This window comes from Rhodococcus sp. IEGM 1354 (genome assembly GCF_030056855.1).
Lineage (GTDB): Bacteria > Actinomycetota > Actinomycetes > Mycobacteriales > Mycobacteriaceae > Rhodococcoides.
In genome coordinates, this window is the sequence record NZ_JASHKT010000004.1 from 1 (window position 1) to 20,797 (window position 20,797).

A 20,797-nucleotide genomic window follows, 5' to 3' on the forward strand; every position below is an offset into this window, starting at 1 on the left:
GCGCCGATGGTACTGCACTCGACAGGGTGTGGGAGAGTAGGACACCGCCGAACACCCGTTGTAAGAAGGGGACCCACTTGGTGGGTCCCCTTTTTGCGTTTGTACCCGAAAATCCGAAAGGACGCCCGTGTCGGAAGACAACAACGATCGTCGCCCCTCCCGAGCAGAAGGTGGCAATCGCCCCAACGAGTCCCGAGATCGCAACCCCCGCGCTCAGGACCGTCGCGCCGACCCGCGTCGTTCGGACGGTCCTCCCCGCAGGCGTGGTGGTGAAGGTGGGTTCTCCGGCGATCGTCGCGGTAACAGCGCGTCGTCCGACCGTCGACCCCCGCGGCCCGACGAGCCGGATCTGCCCGACGAGGTCGAAGCCGGCCAGCTCGAGCCGGCGGTGCGTCGGGATCTGCTGAGCTTGGACAAGAACAATGCCACTGCTGTGGCCCGTCACCTCGTGATGACCAGCCGGCTGCTCGACGACGATCCGCAGTTGGCGCTGCTGCACGCGCGCGCTGCTCGTCAGCGAGCCGGCCGCATTGCCGTCGTACGTGAGACGGCCGGAATCGCGGCGTATCACGCGGGCGAATGGGCCGAGGCTCTGTCGGAACTGCGGGCGGCACGTCGAATGGCCGGCGGACCCGGCCTCATCGCGGTCATGGCCGACTGCGAACGCGGACTGGGACGCCCCGAGCGGGCCATCGAACTGGGTCGCAGCGACGAAGCGCGAGAGCTTACCGGCGAGGAAGCGTCGGAGCTCCGTATCGTCGTGGCCGGTGCCCGTATGGATCTCAACCAGTACGACCAGGCCGTCGTCACCCTCCAGACCCCGGACCTCGACGCATCTCGCTCGGGTACAGCGGCGGCTCGTCTGTTCTACGTCTATGCCGATGCGCTCGTTGCTGCCGGTCGCGTCGACGAAGGTGTGAAGTGGTTCCTCAACGCTGCCGCGGCAGATGTCGATGGAGAAACCGACGCAGAAGAGCGGGTCGAGGAGTTGTCCGGGGGCAGTCGGTGACATTGCTCCGCGACGCCCACGACGTTCTGCTGCTCGACCTCGACGGCACCGTCTACGCAGGCAAGGACCCCATTCCGGGTGCAGTGGAAGCGCTCTCGGGTGGTTCCGAGAAGCAGTACTTCGTCACCAACAACGCCAGTCGCGCACCGATCGATGTAGCCGAGCATCTCCGCGAACTCGGTTTCGACACCACAGCAGAATTTGTCGTCACCAGTTCCGAAGCAGCAGCCCGAGTACTCGCGGACAGACTCGATCCCGGCTCACGCGTTCTCGTCGTCGGTACCGACGCCTTGTCGCACGAGATCGAGAAGGTCGGATTGACGCCCGTGCGCTCTGCCGACGACCAGCCGGTTGCGGTGGTTCAGGGCCATTCGGTCGATACGGGGTGGCCCATGTTGGCCGAGGCGGTGCTGGCGGTGCGTGCGGGCGCACTGTGGGTGGCGACCAACGTCGATGCGACTCTTCCGACCGAGCGCGGCCTCGTTCTCGGCAACGGTTCGATGGTGGCGGCAGTGCGCAATGCCACCGACGTCGAGCCCCTCGTTGCAGGCAAGCCCGCGGCTCCCATCATGCGTGATGCCGTCGAGCGAAGTGGTGCCAATTCGGCGCTCGTGGTCGGAGACCGGCTCGATACCGACATAGCAGGCGCGAACGAAGCTGCCCTCCCGTCGTTGCTGGTCCTCACGGGTGTCAGTACCACTCCCGAGTTGCTTCGTGCTCCGAAGCACCTGCGACCCACGCACATCGGTATCGATCTCGGGGTGCTGAACAAAGACGAGTCGGCGTCCGAGGTCGCCGGCAAGGATGGCTGGACGGTCGGCATCGACGACGAGGTCCTGACCGTGCGGTTCGAGGGTGCTGCCGAGATTGATTCCTTCGAGGGTCTGCTCGCCGTCCTCGATGTTGCGTGGTCGGGTTCGGAATTCTCGGACGTTCGCTTCGACGGGGATGGACTCGCTGATCTGCGCTCGCTGTTGGGTTGCTGACACGGGTTCGTGCAGGCGGCCGCGGGCGGGCGTCCGTCGGACCCATCCGATAGCGTGAGAGGCGATGAGCGCGTCGATTCCACTCCCAGGACAACACCGGCCGAACGCGGCCGGCGATGAGTCGTCCGCAGATCCGGACAGCATCAGAGCCGAGGTGTCGTCGCTGCTTGCGCAGCTCACCATCGGGTCGGAGGCGGACCTCGAGTCCGAGGCCGTCGAGTCGGACGCCCTGGCGCGTGATGCGAGTGTGCTGGACCGGGCCCATGAAGTGCTGGTTCGGGCCTTGACCACCGTCGACAAGACCTGACGTGGCCCGTCGCGCACGTGTCGACGCAGAACTGGTCCGTCGCGGACTGGCCAGATCTCGCGAACACGCCTCCGAACTCATCGAGGCAGGCCGGGTGAAGATTGCCGGCACCGTGGCCTCCAAGCCTGCCACCGCCGTCGAGCCGGGCACTCCGCTGTTGGTGGCCGAGGAAGACAACGAAATCAGCTGGGCATCCCGCGGCGCACACAAACTGCTCGGTGCTCTCGACGCGTTCGAGCCACTCGGTCTGACCGTCGACAACGCGCGGTGTCTCGACGCCGGTGCCTCCACGGGAGGCTTCACCGACGTTCTGCTCAGTCGCGGTGTGCGTGAGGTCGTTGCGGTCGACGTGGGTTACGGCCAGCTCGTATGGCGACTGCAATCCGACGAACGCGTACACGTCATAGATCGCACCAATGTGCGCTCGATAGATGCCGACACGATCGGCGGCCCTGTCGACGTCATCGTTGCAGACCTGTCGTTCATCTCCCTGAAGCTCGTTCTTCCCGCGTTCGTCGCATGCTCAACGTCGGGCACCGACATGGTGTTGATGGTCAAGCCTCAATTCGAGGTAGGCAAGGATCGGGTCGGTTCCGGCGGCGTCGTGCGAGACCCGGCGCTGAGGGCAGAAGCCGTGGAGGACGTCGCGAACGCCGCGCTTGCGTTGAACCTGCGCGTCGAGGCGGTCGCCGCAAGCCCACTGCCGGGACCTTCGGGCAACGTCGAGTACTTTTTGTGGCTGAAGGCGGGCGCAGGTGACGGTTCGCCGCGTACCGACGTAGACGTCGCCGAGTTGGTCCGTCACGCGATCGAGGAAGGACCACAGTGACTCCGTCCCATGCAGCACCGACACAGGAGTCCGTTCGGGAGATTCTTCTCGTCGCACACCCCGGCCGGCCGGACATTGCCGAGACCGCGCGTCGAGTGGGCAAAGTGTTCGACGAAGCGGGCATCTGTCTGCGGGTTCTCGTCGACGAAGTGGAACCGTCCAGGATCGAGGCCTCGGACACCGAGGAACACGACCATGTGTTCGTGGCGGACATGAGGCTCAACGTCGTCGAGTTCGGTCCCGATGCGGCCGCCGGGTGCGAGATGGTTCTGGTTCTCGGTGGTGACGGAACGTTCCTGCGAGCGGCCGAGCTCGCGCAAGCGGCCGACATCCCGGTTCTCGGTATCAACCTCGGCCATGTGGGGTTTCTCGCCGAGGCCGAGGCCGACCATCTCGAGGACGCTCTGGCTCGGGTCATGGCCGGCGACTACCGCATCGAGCAGCGGATGACATTGGACATTGCCATCCGAGTAGGCGACCAAGTCGTCGAACGTGGATGGGCCCTGAACGAGGCGAGCATCGAGAACGGATCCAGGCTCGGGGTCCTCGAGGTCGTTCTCGAAGTGGACGGGCGCCCGGTCTCCGCGTTCGGCTGTGACGGAGTGCTCGTGTCGACACCCACCGGGTCGACGGCATATGCGTTCTCTGCCGGCGGGCCGGTGGTGTGGCCGGAACTCGAAGCCATACTGGTCATTCCGAGCAACGCCCACGCCCTCTTCGCGCGTCCGCTCGTCACCAGCCCCGAGTCGATCATCGCCGTCGAGATCGATGCCGGCGGCCACGATGGTTTCGTGTTCTGCGACGGCCGCCGCACGTTGGGCTTGCCGGCCGGCGCACGTGTCGAGGTCGTACGGGGAGCACTCCCGATAAAGTGGGTTCGCCTCGATTCGGCACCGTTCGCCGATCGCATGGTCAAGAAATTCGAACTGCCCGTGACCGGGTGGCGGGGGAGAGCGAGGTAGGGATGCTCGAAGAGATTCGGATCGACAGCCTCGGAGTCATCTCCGGTGCCAGCGCACAGTTTCACGAGGGGTTGACGGTCCTCACCGGCGAGACCGGTGCAGGCAAGACGATGGTGGTCACCAGCTTGCATTTGCTGTCGGGTGCACGCGCCGATGCAGGCCGGGTGCGCCTCGGTGCCCAGCGCGCGGTGGTCGAGGGTCGATTCAGCACCGACACCGCCTCGGAACAGGTGATCGAGGACGTCGAGAAGGTGCTCGAATCCTCGGGAGGTCAACGCGACGAAGACAATTCGATCATCGCCGTGCGAACGGTCAATTCGGATGGCCGCTCGCGTGCGCATCTGGGTGGGCGAAGCGTGCCCGCATCGGTGCTGTCGAACTTCACCGATTCGCTGCTGACAGTCCACGGTCAGAACGACCAGTTGCGGTTGCTGCGCCCCGATCAGCAGCTCGGGGCTCTCGACAGATTCGCCGGTGATTCGGTGGCCACCCTGCTGGGCAAGTATCGCGCCGCTCGTAGGACGTGGCTCGACGCACGCAACGAACTGATCGACCGCACCGAACGCAGCCGTGAACTGGCACAGGAAGCAGACCGCCTGCAATTCGGCCTGCAAGAAATCGATTCGCTTGCCCCGGAACCGGGCGAGGATCGTGCCGTCGCCGAGGATGTGCGCAGGCTCGGCGACCTCGATTCGCTGCGGGAAACCGCCGAGGGTGCCGCGGCGGCTCTCGTCGGGAGTACCGAGGAGGCGTCGGACACCACGTCTGCGCTGTATCTGTTGGGCGAGGCGCGATCGCGTCTCGAACATGCCGACGATGCTGCGCTCACAGAACTGCTGCCCCGGTTGAACGACGCGATGGCCGTCGTCGGCGACATCGGTGCCGATCTGACCTCGTATCTGTCGGACCTCCCGTCGGATCCGGGAGCTCTCGACGCAATTCTGAACAGGCAGGCCGAGCTCAAGTCCCTGACGCGCAAGTATGCCGCCGACGTCGACGGTGTCATCGCATGGGCCGAGGATGCTCGCGAACGTTTGTCTCGGATCGATACCTCTGCCGACGCGCTCGCGGAGCTGAGCGCGCGTGTCGAGTCGGCAGCGGTCGACGTCGCGGCGGCGGCGTCCAAGCTCAGCGCTGCCCGGTCGAAAGCGGCGACCAAGCTGTCCAAAGCCGTCAGCGTCGAGCTGGCCGGACTGGCGATGGGAAAAGCCAAGCTGCAGATAGATGTTCGATCGCTGCCGGCCGGACCGTCGGACTCGGCACCGATCGTCGTCGACGGCGCGGAGTTGCATGCGGGTAGCACCGGCGTCGACGAGGTCGAGTTCCGGTTGTCCGCGCACGACGGAGCCCAGGCGTTGCCGATCAGCAAGAGCGCCTCGGGCGGTGAGCTGTCGCGGGTCATGTTGGCGCTCGAGGTGGTGCTGGCGGGCTCGGACAAGGGAGCGACAATGGTGTTCGACGAGGTCGACGCCGGAGTCGGTGGTCGTGCGGCCGTCGAGGTCGGTCGTCGGCTCGGTCGGCTGGCTCGTACCCATCAGGTCATCGTCGTCACCCACCTGCCGCAGGTAGCCGCGTTCGCGGACACGCATCTGGTGGTGGACAAGACCGACGCCAAGAAGGGCGCGGCGAACAGCGGAGTCCGGACGCTGTCGTCCTCGGAACGCGTCGTCGAACTGGCCCGGATGCTCGCGGGGCTCGACGACACCGAGACCGGTCGGGCGCACGCCGAGGAGCTGCTGGCCACCGCAAACGCAGATAGAGCCGCCCTGTAATTTTTGGTGCTGATGTGATCAGTGTGGTAGTTGTTTCGGCGCGCCTCCATGGCCGGGCTTGTCGATCGGGTCATCATGGTGGGCATGAAGATGCCGGCACTGCTGTCACGTAGCCAGGATTCGCTGCCCGGAATCACCGGGATCGCGCGAGTCGATCGCAACACGGCCAAGCTGCTCAAGCGGGTCGGCCCCGGCGACATCGTCGTTCTGGACGAGCTCGATCTGGACCGGTTGACGGCGGATGCGCTCGTCGAGGCCGGGGTGCTCGCGGTCGTCAACGCTTCGCCGTCGATCTCCGGCCGCTATCCCAACCTCGGCCCCGAGGTGATCGTCGCCAACGGGATCACCTTGATCGACTCGGCCGGCACCGAGATCTTCAAGAAGATCAAGGACGGCACCAAGATCCGGCTCAACGACGGTGGCGTCTACACCGGCGATCGTCGGCTCGCCAAGGGCGAGGAGCAGAGCGAAGCCGAGATCTCGGACAAGATGATCGAGGCCAAGACCGGGCTGGTGGACCATCTGGAAGCGTTCTCGGGCAACACGATCGAGTTCATTCGGACCGAGAGTCCGTTGCTGATCGACGGCGTCGGGGTGCCGGACATCGACATCGACCTCAAGGGTCGTCACGTCGTGATCGTTGCCGACGGGCCGGGGCACGCGGAGGACCTGAAGAATCTGAAGCCGTTCATCAAGGAGTACTCGCCCGTCATCATCGGCGTCGGTGCTGGCGCGGACACAGCGATGAAAGCGGGACACCGCCCGGATCTGATCGTCGGCGACCCCGAGGACGTCACGGCGCAGACACTCAAATGTGGTGCAGAAGTGGTACTTCCGGCCGATTCGGACGGCCACGCCCAAGGTCTCGAACGCATCCAGGATCTCGGTATCGGTGCCATGACCTTCCCGGCGACCGGTGCTGCTGCGGACCTCGCACTACTGTTGGCCGACCACCACGGTGCGTCGCTGATCGTGTCGGTCGGTAGCCCGGCCAGCCTGGACGAATTCTTCGATCGCGGACGACGCAACACCAACCCGGCCGCGTTCATGACGCGTCTGAAAGTCGGGGCCAAGTTGGTCGACGCCAAGGCGGTGGCGACGCTGTATCGAAGCCGCGTGTCGGGCGGTGCAATTGCCCTGCTCATTCTCGCTGCGCTCGTTGCGGTGATCGTGGCGTTGGCAGTTTCCAACATCGGCGGCGAATCCTTGGATTGGGCGATCGATCTGTGGAATCGATTCGCACTGTGGTTCCAGGGGTTGCTTTCGTGATTTCGCTTCGCCAACATGCCATTTCGTTGGCCGCCGTGTTCGTTGCGCTGGCCATCGGCATCGTCCTCGGCTCGGGTCTGCTGTCCAGCGGACTGGTCTCGGGTCTGCGAGACGACAAGACGGGCCTCGAGAATCAGGTCGACGATTTGCAGTCGACCAACAACCAGCTCGGCGAGCAGCTGAACTCGGCCGACGGTTTCGATGCGGCGGTGTCGGGTCGAGTACTTCGGGACACCCTCGTCGATCGCAGTGTCGTGGTCATCACCACACCCGACGCAGATCCCGGCGATGTCGACGGCGTCACGCGGTCGATCGGAGCGTCCGGGGCCACGGTCACGGGTCGGGTATCGCTCACGGATTCGTTCGTGTCCGCGGCGAACGGCGACGATCTGCGCACCCGACTGACCAATGTCATTCCGGCCGGGGTGCAGTTGCGGACCGGGGCGGTCGACCAGGGCAGTCTGGCGGGCGACCTGCTGGGTTCGGTGTTGCTGCTCAATGCGCAGACGGCACAGCCGCAATCGACCCCCGAGGAGCTGTCTCTCGCTCTCGAGACGTTGCGCAGCGGCGGATTCATCGCTTATGACAACGGGGCGGTCGCACCGGCGCAGTTGGCCGTGGTGGTCACCGGTTCGGGTGCCTCGGATGTCGAGGACGGCAACCGAGGTGCCATCGTCGCTCGCTTCGCAGGAGCTCTCGATTCACGCGGAGCAGGTGCGGTATTGGCAGGTCGTTCCGGCGCGGCAGAGGGCAACGGCTCGATCGCAGTGGTGCGAGCCGACTCGGCGTTGTCGTCGGCGCTCAGCACGGTGGACAACGTCGACCGTGAAGCTGGCCGGATCACCACGGTTCTTGCCCTGGCGGAGCAGCTGGACGGTGCTTCGGGCCGCTACGGCACCGGAGCGAACGCGAACGCCGTCACCGTCGGAGCGCCGGTGAGTTGATCGGCGCTCGCGTCGAATACGCGTGTCGTTGGCGGTGAGGTACGTACTGGTGTTACCGTGAAGTCCCGTGGGTAGCAGGCCCAATTTTCACGCTTTACCTCTCTTATCAGCCCCCTGATAGGAGCAAGCCCTGCAGACTCGTCACGGGAGCCTCATTGTCACGCCTTCAGTCGCGTTCCGACACCAAGCACATCTTCGTCAGCGGAGGCGTCGCGTCTTCGCTCGGAAAAGGTCTGACGGCGTCCAGCCTCGGCCAGCTACTGACCGCACGCGGTTTGCGCGTGACCATGCAGAAGCTCGATCCGTATCTCAACGTCGATCCCGGCACGATGAACCCGTTCCAGCACGGTGAAGTCTTCGTCACCGAGGACGGCTCGGAAACAGACCTCGACGTCGGCCATTACGAGCGCTTCCTCGACCGTGATCTGTCCGGATTCGCCAATGTGACCACCGGCCAGGTCTATTCGACGGTCATCGCCAAGGAGCGTCGCGGCGAGTACCTCGGCGACACCGTGCAGGTCATTCCGCACATCACCGACGAGATCAAACGTCGCATCCTGGCCATGAACGGTCCCGACCTCCAGGGCCACCAGCCTGATGTCGTCATCACCGAAATCGGTGGCACCGTCGGCGATATCGAATCGCAGCCGTTCCTCGAAGCGGCGCGGCAGGTCCGCCACGACGTCGGCCGAAACAACGTCTTCTTCCTGCACGTGTCGTTGGTTCCGTTCCTGGCGCCGTCCGGTGAACTCAAGACCAAGCCCACCCAGCACTCAGTCGCAGCACTGCGCAGCATCGGCATTCAGCCCGACGCGTTGATCCTGCGGTGCGACCGCGACGTGCCGCCGGGGCTCAAGAACAAGATCGCGCTGATGTGCGACGTCGACGTCGACGGCTGCATCTCCACACCCGACGCCCCGTCGATCTACGACATCCCCAAGGTGCTGCACAAGGAAGGCCTCGACGCCTACGTCGTCCGGCAGCTCGGTCTGCCGTTCCGTGACGTCGACTGGACCATCTGGGGCGGACTGCTCGAGCGCGTCCACCAGCCCCGCGAAACCGTGCGCGTCGGCCTCGTCGGCAAGTACGTGGACCTGCCCGACGCCTACCTCTCGGTCACCGAGGCGCTGCGTGCGGGCGGATTCGCTCATCGCGCCAAGGTCGAGATCAAGTGGGTTCCGTCCGACGAGTGCTCGACGCCCGCGGGGGCTCAGGCTGCGCTCGGCGATGTCGATGCCGTGCTCATTCCCGGCGGATTCGGCATTCGCGGTATCGAAGGCAAGCTCGGTGCCATCGAGTTCGCGCGTACCCGCAAGATTCCACTGTTGGGGTTGTGTCTCGGTTTGCAGTGCGTCGTCATCGAGGCGGCTCGTTCGGTCGGACTGACCGATGCCAATTCCGCCGAGTTCGATCCGGATACCAAGGATCCGGTGATCTCCACGATGGCCGACCAGGAGGACGCCGTCGCCGGCGATGCCGACCTCGGAGGCACGATGCGTCTCGGTGCCTACCCAGCGACGCTGCAGAAGGGTTCGGTCGTCGCTGCGTCGTACGGCACCGAGAACGTCTCGGAGCGTCACCGTCACCGCTACGAGGTCAACAATGTCTACCGCGATCGAATTGCCAAGAGCGGCTTGGTCTTCAGCGGTACGTCCCCGGACGGTCATCTGGTCGAGTTCGTGGAGTTGCCGGCATCGGTGCACCCGTTCTTCGTTGCTACCCAGGCGCATCCGGAGCTCAAGAGCCGACCGACCCGTCCGCATCCGCTGTTCGCATCACTGATCAACGCGGCGTTGAAGTACAAGGCTGCCGAGCGGCTGCCGGTCGACATTCACGGTGACACCGCTGCGGCTGAAAAATCGGACGCCGAGGCCGAGACCGTCGGATGAGCGAGAACTCCAGACACGAATTCACCACGCTCGGTTCGACGGTTCCGTACTCCGGCGCGATTCTCGCGTTGCGGCTCGATCAGGTGGCGATGCCGAACGGGCGTCGCGCCGAGCGAGAGGTGATCGAACATCACGGCGCAGTCGGCATTCTTGCCGTCGACGATCAGGACCGCGTGGCGATGATCGAGCAGTACCGGCACCCCATCGGACGTCGTCTCTGGGAGCTGCCCGCAGGTCTGCTCGACGAGCCGGGGGAGCAGCCCGTGCTGGCGGCGCAGCGCGAACTGGCCGAGGAGACCGGTCTCGCGGCCGCCAAATGGTCGGTGTTGGTGGACGTGTTGGCCTCGCCCGGATTCACCGACGAAGCGGTCCGCATTTTCCTCGCCGAGGATCTGAGTGAGGTCGATCGCCCGGAGGCACACGACGAGGAAGCAGACATCGAGCTGTCCTTCGTGCCGATGGACGAGGCCGTCCGTCGTGCGTTGGCCGGGGAGATCGTCAACGCCTCCGCCGTGTCGGGAGTGCTCGCGTTGGCGGCAGCTCGTGCCACCGGTACCGAGTTGCGTCCGGCCGACGCCCCGTGGGCGGATCGACCCACGGCATTCGAGTCTCGGAAGAGTTCACGAAAGTAGCCACCGTGATCGTCGATCAGATTGCGACGTATCTCGATCATCTGGTGGTCGAGCGCGGTTCGGCACCGAACACGGTGTCGTCGTACCGTCGCGATCTGGTGCGGTACGAGCGGTTTCTCAGCGGGTACGGAATCACCGATCTGGCCAAGGTGACCGAGAACGACATCACCGAGTTCGTGCTGTATCTCCGGCGCGGCGACGACGAATTCCCGGCTCTCGCAGCCAGTTCGGCGGCTCGAACGTTGATCGCCGTGCGTGGTCTGCACCGCTTTGCCCTGGCCGAGGGCATGGTGGAGCGCAACGTCGCGAGCGAGGTGAAGCCGCCGCAGCCGGCCAAACGACTACCGAAGTCGCTGCCCGTCGACCAGGTCGTGGCGCTGCTGGAATCGGCGTCCATCGCCGGTCCCGATGCGCCGCGTGGTCTGCGAGATCGGGCACTGCTCGAACTGCTCTACTCCACCGGTGCGCGCATCTCCGAGGCCGTCGGTCTGGATGTGGACGACATCGACACCGAGGCTCGCTCGGTGCTCCTGCGCGGTAAGGGCGGGAAACATCGAGTCGTCCCGGTGGGGAGGCCGGCCATCGAGGCGGTCGACGCATACCTCGTGCGCGGTCGGCCGGGCCTCGTCGCCCGCTCGAATCCGGCGCTGTTCCTCAATGTGCGCGGTGGTCGACTGTCGCGGCAGAGCGCCTGGCAAGTGCTGCAGGACTCCGCGCAGCGGGCCGGAATCACGGCCGGGGTCTCGCCGCACGTGCTCCGGCACTCGTTTGCGACGCACCTGCTCGACGGCGGTGCCGACGTTCGTGTCGTACAGGAGTTGCTCGGCCACGCGTCGGTGACCACGACACAGATCTACACCCTCGTCACCGTCACGACGTTGCGTGAAGTGTGGGCGGGTGCGCACCCGCGAGCGCGCTAGCACGCGGTCGGCAATCGTGTGTCAGCGTGTCCGACGACAATGCCGTCGCGTCAAGCGGTAGCGTTTGCGTGAACTACTCGAAGACGAACGGGACAGGGGAGCGCTGGAACGTGTCGACACCGCAGCCGCCAGCGGCGGAGTCAGCCTCGGAACCGTCGTGGGGCGTGCAGCCCGCCGTCACCCCCGATACCGGCGAAACGCATCCGTCTCATCCGCACAGCGATGGCGCTCTTTTCCATACACGTCAACCGGAATCCAGTCGGGAGACACGCGACATCATTCCTGCTCCGAACGAGCTCGGGCCCACCGGTCGCAAGACGAGGCCGGTTCCCGATCCGCAGCCGCTGGCCAGTCACGGCCCGGCCAAGATCATCGCGATGTGCAACCAGAAGGGCGGCGTCGGCAAGACGACGTCGACCATCAATCTCGGTGCCTCGCTGGCCGGTTACGGCCGTCGCGTGCTGCTCGTCGACCTGGACCCGCAGGGCGCACTGTCCGCGGGATTGGGCGTCGCACATCACGAACTCGATCTGACGGTCTACAACCTCCTCGTGGAGGCGAAGGTGTCGGCCGACGACATCATCATGCGGACTCGCGTCGACAATCTCGATCTGATGCCGAGCAACATCGATCTCTCAGCCGCCGAGATACAGCTGGTCACCGAGGTGGGGCGTGAGCAGACGCTCGGACGGGTACTGCACCCCATTCTCGACCGCTACGACTACGTGCTCATCGACTGCCAGCCCTCGCTCGGCCTGCTGACGGTCAATGCGCTGACGTGCGCCGACGAAGTCCTCATTCCAATGGAGTGCGAGTACTTCAGTCTGCGCGGTTTGGCATTGCTCAACGACACCGTCGAGAAGGTCCGCGACCGCCTCAATCCGCGGCTGAAGTTGGCGGGCATCGTGGTCACGATGTTCGACGCTCGGACGCTGCACTCGCGCGAAGTGATGACGCGGGTGGTCGAGGTGTTCGGCGACGTCGTCTACGACACCGTGATCACACGCACGGTTCGGTTCCCCGAGACCAGCGTTGCCGGTGAGCCGATCACAACGTGGGCTCCCAAATCCGGCGGCGCGCAGGCGTACCGCGCTCTTGCGCGCGAGGTGATCTACCGGTCGGGTCCGTGACGGTCGACGCTGCCGACGAGGCCCCGATCGAGGTTCCCGCCGACGCGGACCCGGCGAAATTTCGGGTTCGGTTGCTCAACTTCGAGGGCCCGTTCGATCTGCTGCTGTCGCTGATCAGTCAGCACCGCATGGATGTCACCGAGGTGGCGCTGCACACCGTCACCGACGATTTCATCTCGTTCACCAAATCGCTCGGGGCCGATGTCGGACTCGATCAGACGACGGAGTTTCTCGTCGTGGCGGCGACGTTGCTCGATCTGAAGGCGGCTCGTCTGCTGCCGTCGGGTGATGTGGAGGACGCCGAGGATCTCGCGTTGCTCGAGGTGCGCGATCTCCTGTTCGCCCGGTTGCTGCAGTACCGCGCGTACAAGCAGGTGGCCCTGCTGTTCGGTGAGCTGGAAGCTGCTGCGCTGCGGCGTTATCCGCGCTCGGTGTCGGTGGAAGATCGATTCGCCGATCTGATTCCCGAGGTGTTGTTGGGTGTTGACCCGGCCAGATTCGCAGACATCGCGGCAGCAGCGTTTCGGCCCAAGCCGATCCCGCAAGTGGGTCTGGACCACATTCACCAGCATGCGGTCTCGATTCCCGAGCAGGCAGAGTGGTTGCTCGAGAACCTGCAGGGCCGGGGACTCAACGAGTGGGCGTCGTTCTCGGAACTCGTGCAGGACTGTGAGGTGCAGGTCGAAATAATTGCGCGCTTCCTCGCGTTGCTGGAACTGTTCCGGCAACAAGTGATCGCCTTCGAGCAACCCGAACCGCTCGGCGATCTTCGAGTGAGCTGGACCGGCAAGGACGAAGGACCCATCGTGGTCACGGAAGAGGACTACGCATGAACGCCGACCCGGAACTCGAGCTCGAGGATGTCGACGAGTCAGGCGAACTCGACGACGCCACGCTCGCGTCGGCACTCGAGGCGGTTCTGCTCATCGTCGACACTCCGGCCTCCGACGAGCAACTGGCATCGGCCGTCGGTTCTTCGGTGGCCCGCGTACGTGCCGCGCTGAAGCGGATGGCCGCGGAACTGACAGAACGCCGCAGCGGAATCGACCTCCGCTACGCCGGTGACGGGTGGCGTTTCTACACCCGAACCGCCTATGCGCCGTACGTCGAACGGCTGCTTCTCGACGGCGCTCGGTCCAAGCTCACACGCGCAGCATTGGAAACCCTGGCCGTGATCGCCTATCGTCAACCGTTGACCCGCGCACGAGTCAGCGCCGTACGTGGAGTCAATGTCGATGGAGTGATGCGTACGTTGCTCGCCCGTGGACTGATCTCCGAAGCAGGAACGGACCCGGAGACGAACGGCACGATGTACTGCACCACCGAGCTGTTCCTCGAACGGCTCGGGCTCGCATCGCTCGGTGATCTACCCGAACTGGCACCGCTGTTGCCGGGAGTGGACCTGATCGACGAGATCAGTGACAGCATGGACACCGACCCCAGAACGACCCGCTCCACCAAGAACCGCGGATCGAAACCCGATCCGGCAGCCGAGCTCGACTCGGACGACTGATAGGTAAGACAAGTGAACAAGCCCGCTCGCCGTGATGGCACACCGGACCGTAACAAGAGACAAGACCCACGCAGGAAGCCCACCGCAGGTCGGTCGGACACCCCGCGTGACGCACGCCGCGGAGATCGCACCCGCGACGCCGCACCCCGGGACGGCGCTCCCCGCGCTGGTGCACCCCGAACCGGTGCCCCTCGCACCGGGGGACCACGCGCAGGCGCTCCCCGCACCGGTGGCCGACCGGCCCCGCGCAGAGGCGTCGAGCAGGGGGAATCGTTCGAGAACAAGCCCGTCGAGACGGGCATCAACGACCGCAGCAACGACGCGGTGCCCCGCAAGAAGCCGTCGCGCCCCAAGCCGCCGAAGCCGCAGAAGAAGCAGGCTCCGGCAACCACCATCAGCAACGCCAAGCCGGCGAAGCATCAGTACACCGATTCGTCCCCGCGCAAGCACGTGCCTGCCGGTGAGGGTGTTCGGTTGCAGAAGGTGCTCGCGCAGGCCGGGGTCGCGTCGCGTCGGGCCGCGGAGGAGCTGATCGCCGACGGCCGCGTCGAGGTGGACGGACGCATCGTCACCGAGCAGGGCATCCGCATCGACCCGAACATCGCCGTCGTTCGCGTCGACGGCACCCGCGTCGTCGTGAAGGAAGAACTGGTTCATCTGGCGATGAACAAGCCGCGCGGATGGCAGTGCACCATGTCGGACGATCTGGGTCGTCCGTGCGTCGGCGATATCGTCGCCGAGCGCGTGCAGGCGGGCCAGCGACTGTTCCACGTCGGGCGACTCGATGCCGACACCGAGGGACTGTTGTTGTTCACCAACGACGGTGACCTTGCTCACCGGCTGATGCACCCGTCGTACGAGGTGTCCAAGACCTATCTCGCGACTCTGTTCGGCACCATTCCCCGCACGCTCGGCAAGCAGCTGCGCGAAGGCGTCACCCTCGACGACGGCCCGGTGAAGGTCGACGGCTTCCAGCTGCTCGATATCTCGGACGGTAAGTCGCTCGTCAAGGTGACGTTGCACGAGGGCCGCAAGCACATCGTGCGCCGGTTGTTCGACAAGGTCGGATTTCCGGTGGGACGCCTCGTGCGTACCGACGTCGGCAACATCGTGCTCGGCGATCAGCGCCCCGGAACACTGCGTGTTCTCGGCCGCGGCGAGATCGGCAAGCTCTACGAATCCGTAGGCCTGTGATGAGTGCGCTCGTCGTGGCGATGGACGGGCCGTCGGGCACCGGTAAGTCGTCGGTATCGCGCCGGCTCGCATCGGCACTCGAAGCAAGCTACCTCGACACCGGTGCGATGTACCGCGTCGCAACGGTATGGGTGCTGCGTTCGGGCGTCGAGCCCACCGATGCAGACGCAGTCGCGAAAGCTGTTGCAGCCCTTCCCCTCGAGATCGGGAAGGATCCACTGTCGGAGACCGTCTTGCTCGACGGAGAGGACGTCAGCGGCGAAATCCGCGGCGACGCAGTGACCAAAGCCGTCTCGGCTGTGTCCGCGGTGCCTGCGGTGCGTGAGCTCTTGGTGCAGATGCAGCGCGACCTCGCCAGCTCGTCGACGCGAATTGTGGTGGAGGGTCGCGACATCGGCACCGTCGTACTTCCCGACGCCGACGTGAAGGTGTTCCTGACGGCCTCACCGGAGGCGCGCGCGGAACGGCGGAACAAACAGAACATCGAACAAGGTCGCGGCGACGACTACGAATCCGTGCTCGCGGACGTGCAACGCCGCGATCACGCAGATTCGACGAGGGCAGTGTCACCGCTTCGTCCCGCCGAGGATTCGGTGATCGTCGATACCAGCGAGCTGGATCTCGACGGCGTGATCGAGCGTTTGCTGCTCGTGGTGAACGACAGAAGTGGAGCAGTCCAGTGAGTGAAGAATTCTTCTCCGGCGCAGCGGAAACCGCGGGCGACGGAACGTGGAGCGATGAGGGCGAGTGGGAGTACGTCGACCTCAACGAGGGTGAGGACGGCGAAGATGCCGTTGCCGTACCGACTCTCGCCGTGGTGGGCCGCCCGAACGTCGGTAAATCGACGCTCGTCAACCGCATCATCGGACGACGTGAGGCCGTGGTCGAGGACGTCCCGGGCGTCACTCGCGATCGCGTGTCGTACGAGGCGAACTGGAGTGGTCGTCGCTTCCTGGTGCAGGACACCGGCGGTTGGGAGCCCGACGCCAAGGGTCTGCAACAGTCCGTTGCGCGCCAGGCCGAGTTGGCAATGAACACCGCCGACGCGATCCTGTTGGTCGTCGATGCCCGCGTTGGTTCGACGACGACGGACGAGGCAGTGGCACGAGTGCTGCGTCGGTCGAAGACTCCGGTTCTGTTGGTGGCCAACAAGGTCGACGACGGTCGCACCGAGTCCGAGGTCGCCGCACTGTGGTCTCTGGGTCTGGGGGAACCGTTGTCGGTGTCCGCCACCCACGGCCGCGGTACCGGTGATCTGCTCGACCGTGTGCTCGAGGCCCTGCCGGAGACTCCGCGCGAAGGTATCCCCGGTGGGGGACCGAGACGTGTCGCTCTGGTCGGTAAGCCGAATGTCGGCAAGTCGTCCCTGATCAACAAGCTCTCGGGTGACGAGCGTTCGGTGGTGCACGATGTTGCCGGCACCACCGTCGACCCGGTCGACTCGTTGGTCGAATTGGGCGGCAAGACATGGCGATTCGTCGATACCGCTGGACTGCGCAAGCGCGTGAGCCATGCCAGCGGCGCCGAGTTCTATGCGTCGCTGCGCACCAAGTCCGCGATCGAGGCAGCGGAGGTTGCGGTTCTGCTTCTCGATGCCTCACAGGTGATCTCGGAGCAGGATCTGCGCGTGCTCAGCATGGTCTCCGATGCCGGCCGCGCATTGGTGTTGGCGTTCAACAAGTGGGATCTGGTGGACGACGACCGTCGTCAGCAGCTCGAGAAAGAGATCGACCGCGATCTCGCGCGCGTGCCGTGGGCCCAGCGGGTGAACATCTCGGCGCACACCGGCCGTGCTGTGCAGAAGCTGGTTCCCGCACTGGAAACGGCTCTCGAGTCGTGGGACAAGCGTGTCCCCACCGGACGCCTCAACACGTGGCTCAAAGAGGTCGTGGCGGCCACTCCGCCGCCGATGCGAGGCGGACGCCTGCCGCGCATCATGTTCGCGACGCAGGCCAGCACACGGCCGCCGACGTTCGTACTGTTCACCACCGGCTTCCTCGAGGCCGGCTACCGCCGATTCATCGAGCGGCGTCTGCGTGAAGAGTTCAACTTCGACGGCAGCCCCGTGCGCGTCTCGGTACGTATCCGCGAGAAGCGGGAACGGCCGGGCAAGGGCAACAACCGCTGACCTAGTTCAACCCCGCCCCTGAGCAGGCGATTTCCTCTCAGGGGTAGGGCTGGGGTAATCTCAGCAAGCGCCTTTCGAGGTGCGGCGGGCTGTGGCGCAGCTTGGTAGCGCACTTGACTGGGGGTCAAGTGGTCGCAGGTTCAAATCCTGTCAGCCCGACACAGAGCAGTTCAAAGACGGTTCCGGAGCAATTCGGAGCCGTCTTTTCCGTTCGAAAACAGGGCTCCGTGTCGCTCAGTGTCACTACTCGTTCCCTGGTGACTTCGGAGTCCACAGACGTCCGCCTCGACCGCCATAGCTGAGTCGAAGATGCGGACAGTTCTATAGCGCGAGTCTGGCATGCCGGATCAATCACTCGTAAGTATCGATCGAGCCCTGGCAGCGGTCAGCCAGGCGCGTCCGCACCAGCGATCCAGACGCTAAAGTCGAGTAATTCAGTCGGCAGGGCGATGGCTGATGTCAACCCTGCAAATCGCATGCTTCGCAGGCCAAGACGGGTCGCATCGATGACGCTCGACCAGTGAAGCGCGTCATCGAATGTTCACCAATGCAGTCGGGCTGGCGTAGCGACTGCGACGGTGAACTGCGTTGTCTCGAGTTTCTCGCGTGTGATTCGGATACCGGTGAGTCGTTCCGCGAGTGCGAACGATCCCGCTACGTGGTGGAATTCTCTTCCTTGCGTCTCGTCGAGATCGATTCCGCCCACCTCACCTATGAGGGCGATGATCTGGGCGCGTGCATCAGGTGCCTGGCGGTCGGCGAGTACTCCGACGAGGTCCGACTGCGGCAACAGTGGCTCGAACGTGATTCTCTTGACACCCCGCGACCACCACTCGAATCTGTCCGCCCCGTGGCACACCACGTCGTGGGTCGTGACGATCTCGGACATAGCCGCCGAGATGACGAGGCTCAGCGAAATTCCCCAACCGCGCTCACCGAAATTCCCCACTCGTGAGCGGTCTTCACTGTAGTGGTTGGCGGGTTCCGGTGGTGGCTTTGCGGAGCTTCTCCGATCTGGCGTTGTGGTCCCGTAACCGGTAGGAATCGCCGTCGAGGTTGAGCACGACGGAGCGATGCAGGAGCCGGTCGAGCATGGCTGCGGCGACGGTGTTGTCACCGAGCACTTCACCCCAGGATCCGACACCGCGGTTGGTGGTCATCACGATCGATGTCTTCATATACCGTTGCGAGACAACCTGAAACAGCGCCGACGCTGCCTCACCGGGTAGCGGTAGGTAGCCGAGCTCGTCGATCACCAGCAGCGTCGGGCCGGCATAGAACCGCATCGTCGTGGCCCACCGACCCTCCAGTGCTGCCCGGTGGCAGCGGGCAGCGAGATCGGCAGCGGTGGTGAAATACGTTCGATACCCGGCATGCGCCGCCGCCCTCGCGAGCCCGACCGACAGATGCGTCTTGCCGACCCCGGGAGGGCCGATGAGCAGCACATTCGTCGCCGTCTCCAAGTAGCGGCAGGTCGCGAGCTCGTCGATGAGCTTGCGGTCGATACCGGCCGCGGCGTCGTAGTCGAAGTCCTCGAGCGATGCCGGCGTCGGCAAACACGCGAACCGCAACCTGCCGGTCAAACGGCGTGCCTCGGTGGCCTCGACTTCGATCGAGAGCAGCCGATCCAACGCGGCGGTCATCGTCAGCTCCTCGGCCGCTGCTTGGTCGAGGACCGAGGGCAACGCTTCGGCGGCGTCGTGGAGTTTGAGGACCGCGAGATGCCCACGCAGGCGTTGATAGAGACTGGCCGCTTCGGTCGTGTTCGGTGCCGGCATCCGGTCACCTGTTTTCTTGTCGGCCATCAGAGGGTGTTCCTTCCGTGTGCGGCCCGTTCGTAGATCGACAGGTCGTAGATGACCGCGCCGGTGTCAGCGGATTTTGTTGCATGACTGCCGATTTCGCGCTGACCATCCCCGGAGGACAGTGTCGATTCGGCCGAAGCTCGGAGCTTCTCGGCGGCAGCGAGAGCGTCGGGTCCGGGTGGGATCCGTTCTTTGCGGCGGTGCGGGCGACCGGTGTTCGCACCCGACATCGCTGCTTGTTCGAGGGCGTAGATGTGTCCGTGGTCGCGGACCATCGCCCCGGTGCCATCGGCTGCGAGATTGTGTCGGGCGATGGTGATGCCGGATGGGGTGACGATGTCGATGACATCGGTGCCCAGAACGTGGGTCACTGTCACTGCGGTACAGGCAAGTTCGGGTGGCACCGAGTACCGGTTACCGCGATAGGACACCAACGCTTGGCGGGAGACGACCCGGTCGGTGGTCAGGATCGCTGGATACGCAGCCGTCGGCATCGGATGCAACCCTTCGGTGGTGGCGATCGTCGCCACCGACGTCTTCCCGTTTCTGGTGGGCCGCAGCCGGGTGTCGCCGCGCAGGCTGCAGAACCGGTCGAGGCTTGCTTGGGCTTGTTCGACGGTCAGGTCATCGGCGACTGTGCGCCACTACCGTTGCGCTGCAGTGTGATTGGACTTCTCCACCGCGCCTTTGCGGTTGCCTCGGCGGGGTGGGCAGATGGCGACCGAGACACCGTAATATTTCGCGACGCCGGCGAAGCTGGCCGTGACCCGGCCCGACTCGGGGTGGCAGACTGTCGCCATCCGATCGAACCGCCACACCCGGCTGACGCCGCCGAGGCCTCGGCAGATGCGGTCGAGTCCGTCGACGACATGGGGTTGGGTCATGTCCGGGGCGAGGACCCCGCGCCATTTGCCCGAACAGGCCAGCGTTCCGACGAACAGGTGCGCCATCGAGCCCCACCCCCAGGAGTCGGGTGGGTTCGGTAGATCGACCCAATCCCATTGTGTCTCTTCACCGGGCGGGTGATCGATGACTGCGTTCGGCCGTTCGGTTGCGGTGAGGCAGGCTTTGCAGATCGGGCGAAGTTTCAGTTCTCGGATCTTGCGGTGCAACGTTTGGTACGACATCGAATATCCGAGGTCTTCGAGCTCGTCGCACAGGGTACGGACCCACAGGTGCGGGTCTTCGGACAGGCGTGCGGTGACGTAGGCGAGGAACACCTCGAAGGGGTCCGGGATGCTGCGTTTACGCACTCCGGGTGTGGTGGTCCCGTTGAGGTAGGACCGGATGGTCTTGCGGTCGCGGCCGGTGTGCCGTGCGATGTCGGCGATCTTCCAGCCTCGTTGATGCAGGGCGTGTATTTCCACGTCTTCCTCCCGTGTAAGCATGAGGAGCGGGTCTCCTTCGGGTAGCTGGTGTGTGGTCAGAGACCATCAGCATCCGGGGAGACCCGCCCTCGTTGGCGGTGCCACACGGGTGGGGAATTTCAGTGAGCGTCAGTGGGGAAT

At 64.9% G+C, this 20,797-nt stretch carries 19 protein-coding genes, 1 tRNA gene and 1 pseudogene; 18 read left to right on the plus strand and 3 right to left on the minus strand.

Annotated features, from left to right (window positions below):
* Window positions 1–127: 127 nt before the first annotated feature.
* The 18 genes from QM588_RS09815 to QM588_RS09900 all read left to right on the plus strand — a co-directional run bounded on the left by QM588_RS09815 (window position 128) and on the right by QM588_RS09900 (window position 17,643).
* On the plus strand, window positions 128–1,009 hold the full coding sequence (locus QM588_RS09815) for a tetratricopeptide repeat protein (RefSeq protein WP_222088851.1): 882 nt from the start codon (window positions 128–130) through the stop codon (window positions 1,007–1,009).
* Complete coding sequence (locus QM588_RS09820) at window positions 1,006–1,995, plus strand: HAD-IIA family hydrolase (protein ID WP_283312896.1); 990 nt, start codon at window positions 1,006–1,008, stop codon at window positions 1,993–1,995. Before QM588_RS09815 ends, QM588_RS09820 begins: the two co-directional genes overlap by 4 nt.
* Before the next feature lie 64 nt (window positions 1,996–2,059).
* The gene (locus QM588_RS09825; RefSeq protein WP_283312897.1) at window positions 2,060–2,302 is read left to right on the plus strand and encodes a hypothetical protein; all 243 of its coding nucleotides are present in this window, start codon (window positions 2,060–2,062) and stop codon (window positions 2,300–2,302) included.
* A gap of 1 nt (window position 2,303) precedes the next feature.
* Window positions 2,304–3,131: a TlyA family RNA methyltransferase gene (locus QM588_RS09830; protein ID WP_283312899.1), complete on the plus strand. Its 828-nt coding sequence runs from the start codon at window positions 2,304–2,306 to the stop codon at window positions 3,129–3,131.
* A complete protein-coding gene (locus tag QM588_RS09835; RefSeq protein ID WP_283312901.1) occupies window positions 3,128–4,093 on the plus strand; it encodes an NAD kinase in 966 nt (321 codons plus the stop codon). Before QM588_RS09830 ends, QM588_RS09835 begins: the two co-directional genes overlap by 4 nt.
* A gap of 2 nt (window positions 4,094–4,095) precedes the next feature.
* Window positions 4,096–5,865 (plus strand): DNA repair protein RecN, encoded by a 1,770-nt coding sequence (gene recN, locus QM588_RS09840; protein ID WP_283312902.1) that lies wholly within the window; start codon window positions 4,096–4,098, stop codon window positions 5,863–5,865.
* Window positions 5,866–5,949: 84 nt separating this feature from the next.
* Window positions 5,950–7,134, plus strand: a complete 1,185-nt coding sequence (steA, locus tag QM588_RS09845) for a putative cytokinetic ring protein SteA (RefSeq protein ID WP_032366203.1) — start codon at window positions 5,950–5,952, stop codon at window positions 7,132–7,134.
* Entirely contained in the window at window positions 7,131–8,078 is a 948-nt protein-coding gene (locus QM588_RS09850) for a copper transporter (protein WP_032370606.1), read from the plus strand. The genes steA and QM588_RS09850 overlap by 4 nt, the downstream gene beginning before the upstream one ends.
* Window positions 8,079–8,233: 155 nt before the next feature.
* A complete protein-coding gene (locus tag QM588_RS09855) occupies window positions 8,234–9,967 on the plus strand; it encodes a CTP synthase (RefSeq protein WP_027497215.1) in 1,734 nt (577 codons plus the stop codon).
* Complete coding sequence (locus QM588_RS09860) at window positions 9,964–10,599, plus strand: NUDIX domain-containing protein (protein ID WP_032400674.1); 636 nt, start codon at window positions 9,964–9,966, stop codon at window positions 10,597–10,599. Before QM588_RS09855 ends, QM588_RS09860 begins: the two co-directional genes overlap by 4 nt.
* A 5-nt stretch (window positions 10,600–10,604) precedes the next feature.
* Window positions 10,605–11,519: a site-specific tyrosine recombinase XerD gene (xerD, locus tag QM588_RS09865; protein ID WP_032372369.1), complete on the plus strand. Its 915-nt coding sequence runs from the start codon at window positions 10,605–10,607 to the stop codon at window positions 11,517–11,519.
* A 110-nt stretch (window positions 11,520–11,629) separates the two neighbouring features.
* On the plus strand, window positions 11,630–12,649 hold the full coding sequence (locus QM588_RS09870) for a ParA family protein (RefSeq protein WP_027497212.1): 1,020 nt from the start codon (window positions 11,630–11,632) through the stop codon (window positions 12,647–12,649).
* The gene (locus tag QM588_RS09875) at window positions 12,646–13,482 is read left to right on the plus strand and encodes a segregation and condensation protein A (protein ID WP_032400675.1); all 837 of its coding nucleotides are present in this window, start codon (window positions 12,646–12,648) and stop codon (window positions 13,480–13,482) included. The genes QM588_RS09870 and QM588_RS09875 overlap by 4 nt, the downstream gene beginning before the upstream one ends.
* Window positions 13,479–14,162 (plus strand): SMC-Scp complex subunit ScpB, encoded by a 684-nt coding sequence (gene scpB, locus QM588_RS09880; protein ID WP_032372371.1) that lies wholly within the window; start codon window positions 13,479–13,481, stop codon window positions 14,160–14,162. The genes QM588_RS09875 and scpB overlap by 4 nt, the downstream gene beginning before the upstream one ends.
* A 12-nt stretch (window positions 14,163–14,174) precedes the next feature.
* A complete protein-coding gene (locus QM588_RS09885) occupies window positions 14,175–15,356 on the plus strand; it encodes a pseudouridine synthase (RefSeq protein WP_080729250.1) in 1,182 nt (393 codons plus the stop codon).
* Window positions 15,356–16,039: a (d)CMP kinase gene (gene cmk / locus QM588_RS09890; protein WP_032372372.1), complete on the plus strand. Its 684-nt coding sequence runs from the start codon at window positions 15,356–15,358 to the stop codon at window positions 16,037–16,039. Before QM588_RS09885 ends, cmk begins: the two co-directional genes overlap by 1 nt.
* Window positions 16,036–17,484, plus strand: coding sequence for a ribosome biogenesis GTPase Der (der, locus tag QM588_RS09895; RefSeq protein WP_032372373.1), 1,449 nt, complete (start codon window positions 16,036–16,038; stop codon window positions 17,482–17,484). The genes cmk and der overlap by 4 nt, the downstream gene beginning before the upstream one ends.
* An 85-nt stretch (window positions 17,485–17,569) precedes the next feature.
* Window positions 17,570–17,643, plus strand: a tRNA-Pro gene (locus QM588_RS09900).
* Window positions 17,644–18,025: 382 nt separating this feature from the next.
* Here QM588_RS09900 and QM588_RS09905 read toward each other — a convergent pair.
* From QM588_RS09905 to QM588_RS09915, 3 genes and pseudogenes are all read right to left on the minus strand, one after another.
* Complete coding sequence (locus QM588_RS09905; protein ID WP_283312914.1) at window positions 18,026–18,433, minus strand: DUF6461 domain-containing protein; 408 nt, start codon at window positions 18,431–18,433, stop codon at window positions 18,026–18,028.
* A gap of 13 nt (window positions 18,434–18,446) precedes the next feature.
* The gene (gene istB, locus QM588_RS09910) at window positions 18,447–19,289 is read right to left on the minus strand and encodes an IS21-like element helper ATPase IstB (protein WP_283312915.1); all 843 of its coding nucleotides are present in this window, start codon (window positions 19,287–19,289) and stop codon (window positions 18,447–18,449) included.
* Window positions 19,289–20,677: pseudogene (locus QM588_RS09915) on the minus strand (IS21/IS408/IS1162 family transposase). Before QM588_RS09915 ends, istB begins: the two are co-directional and overlap by 1 nt.
* Window positions 20,678–20,797: the final 120 nt, after the last annotated feature.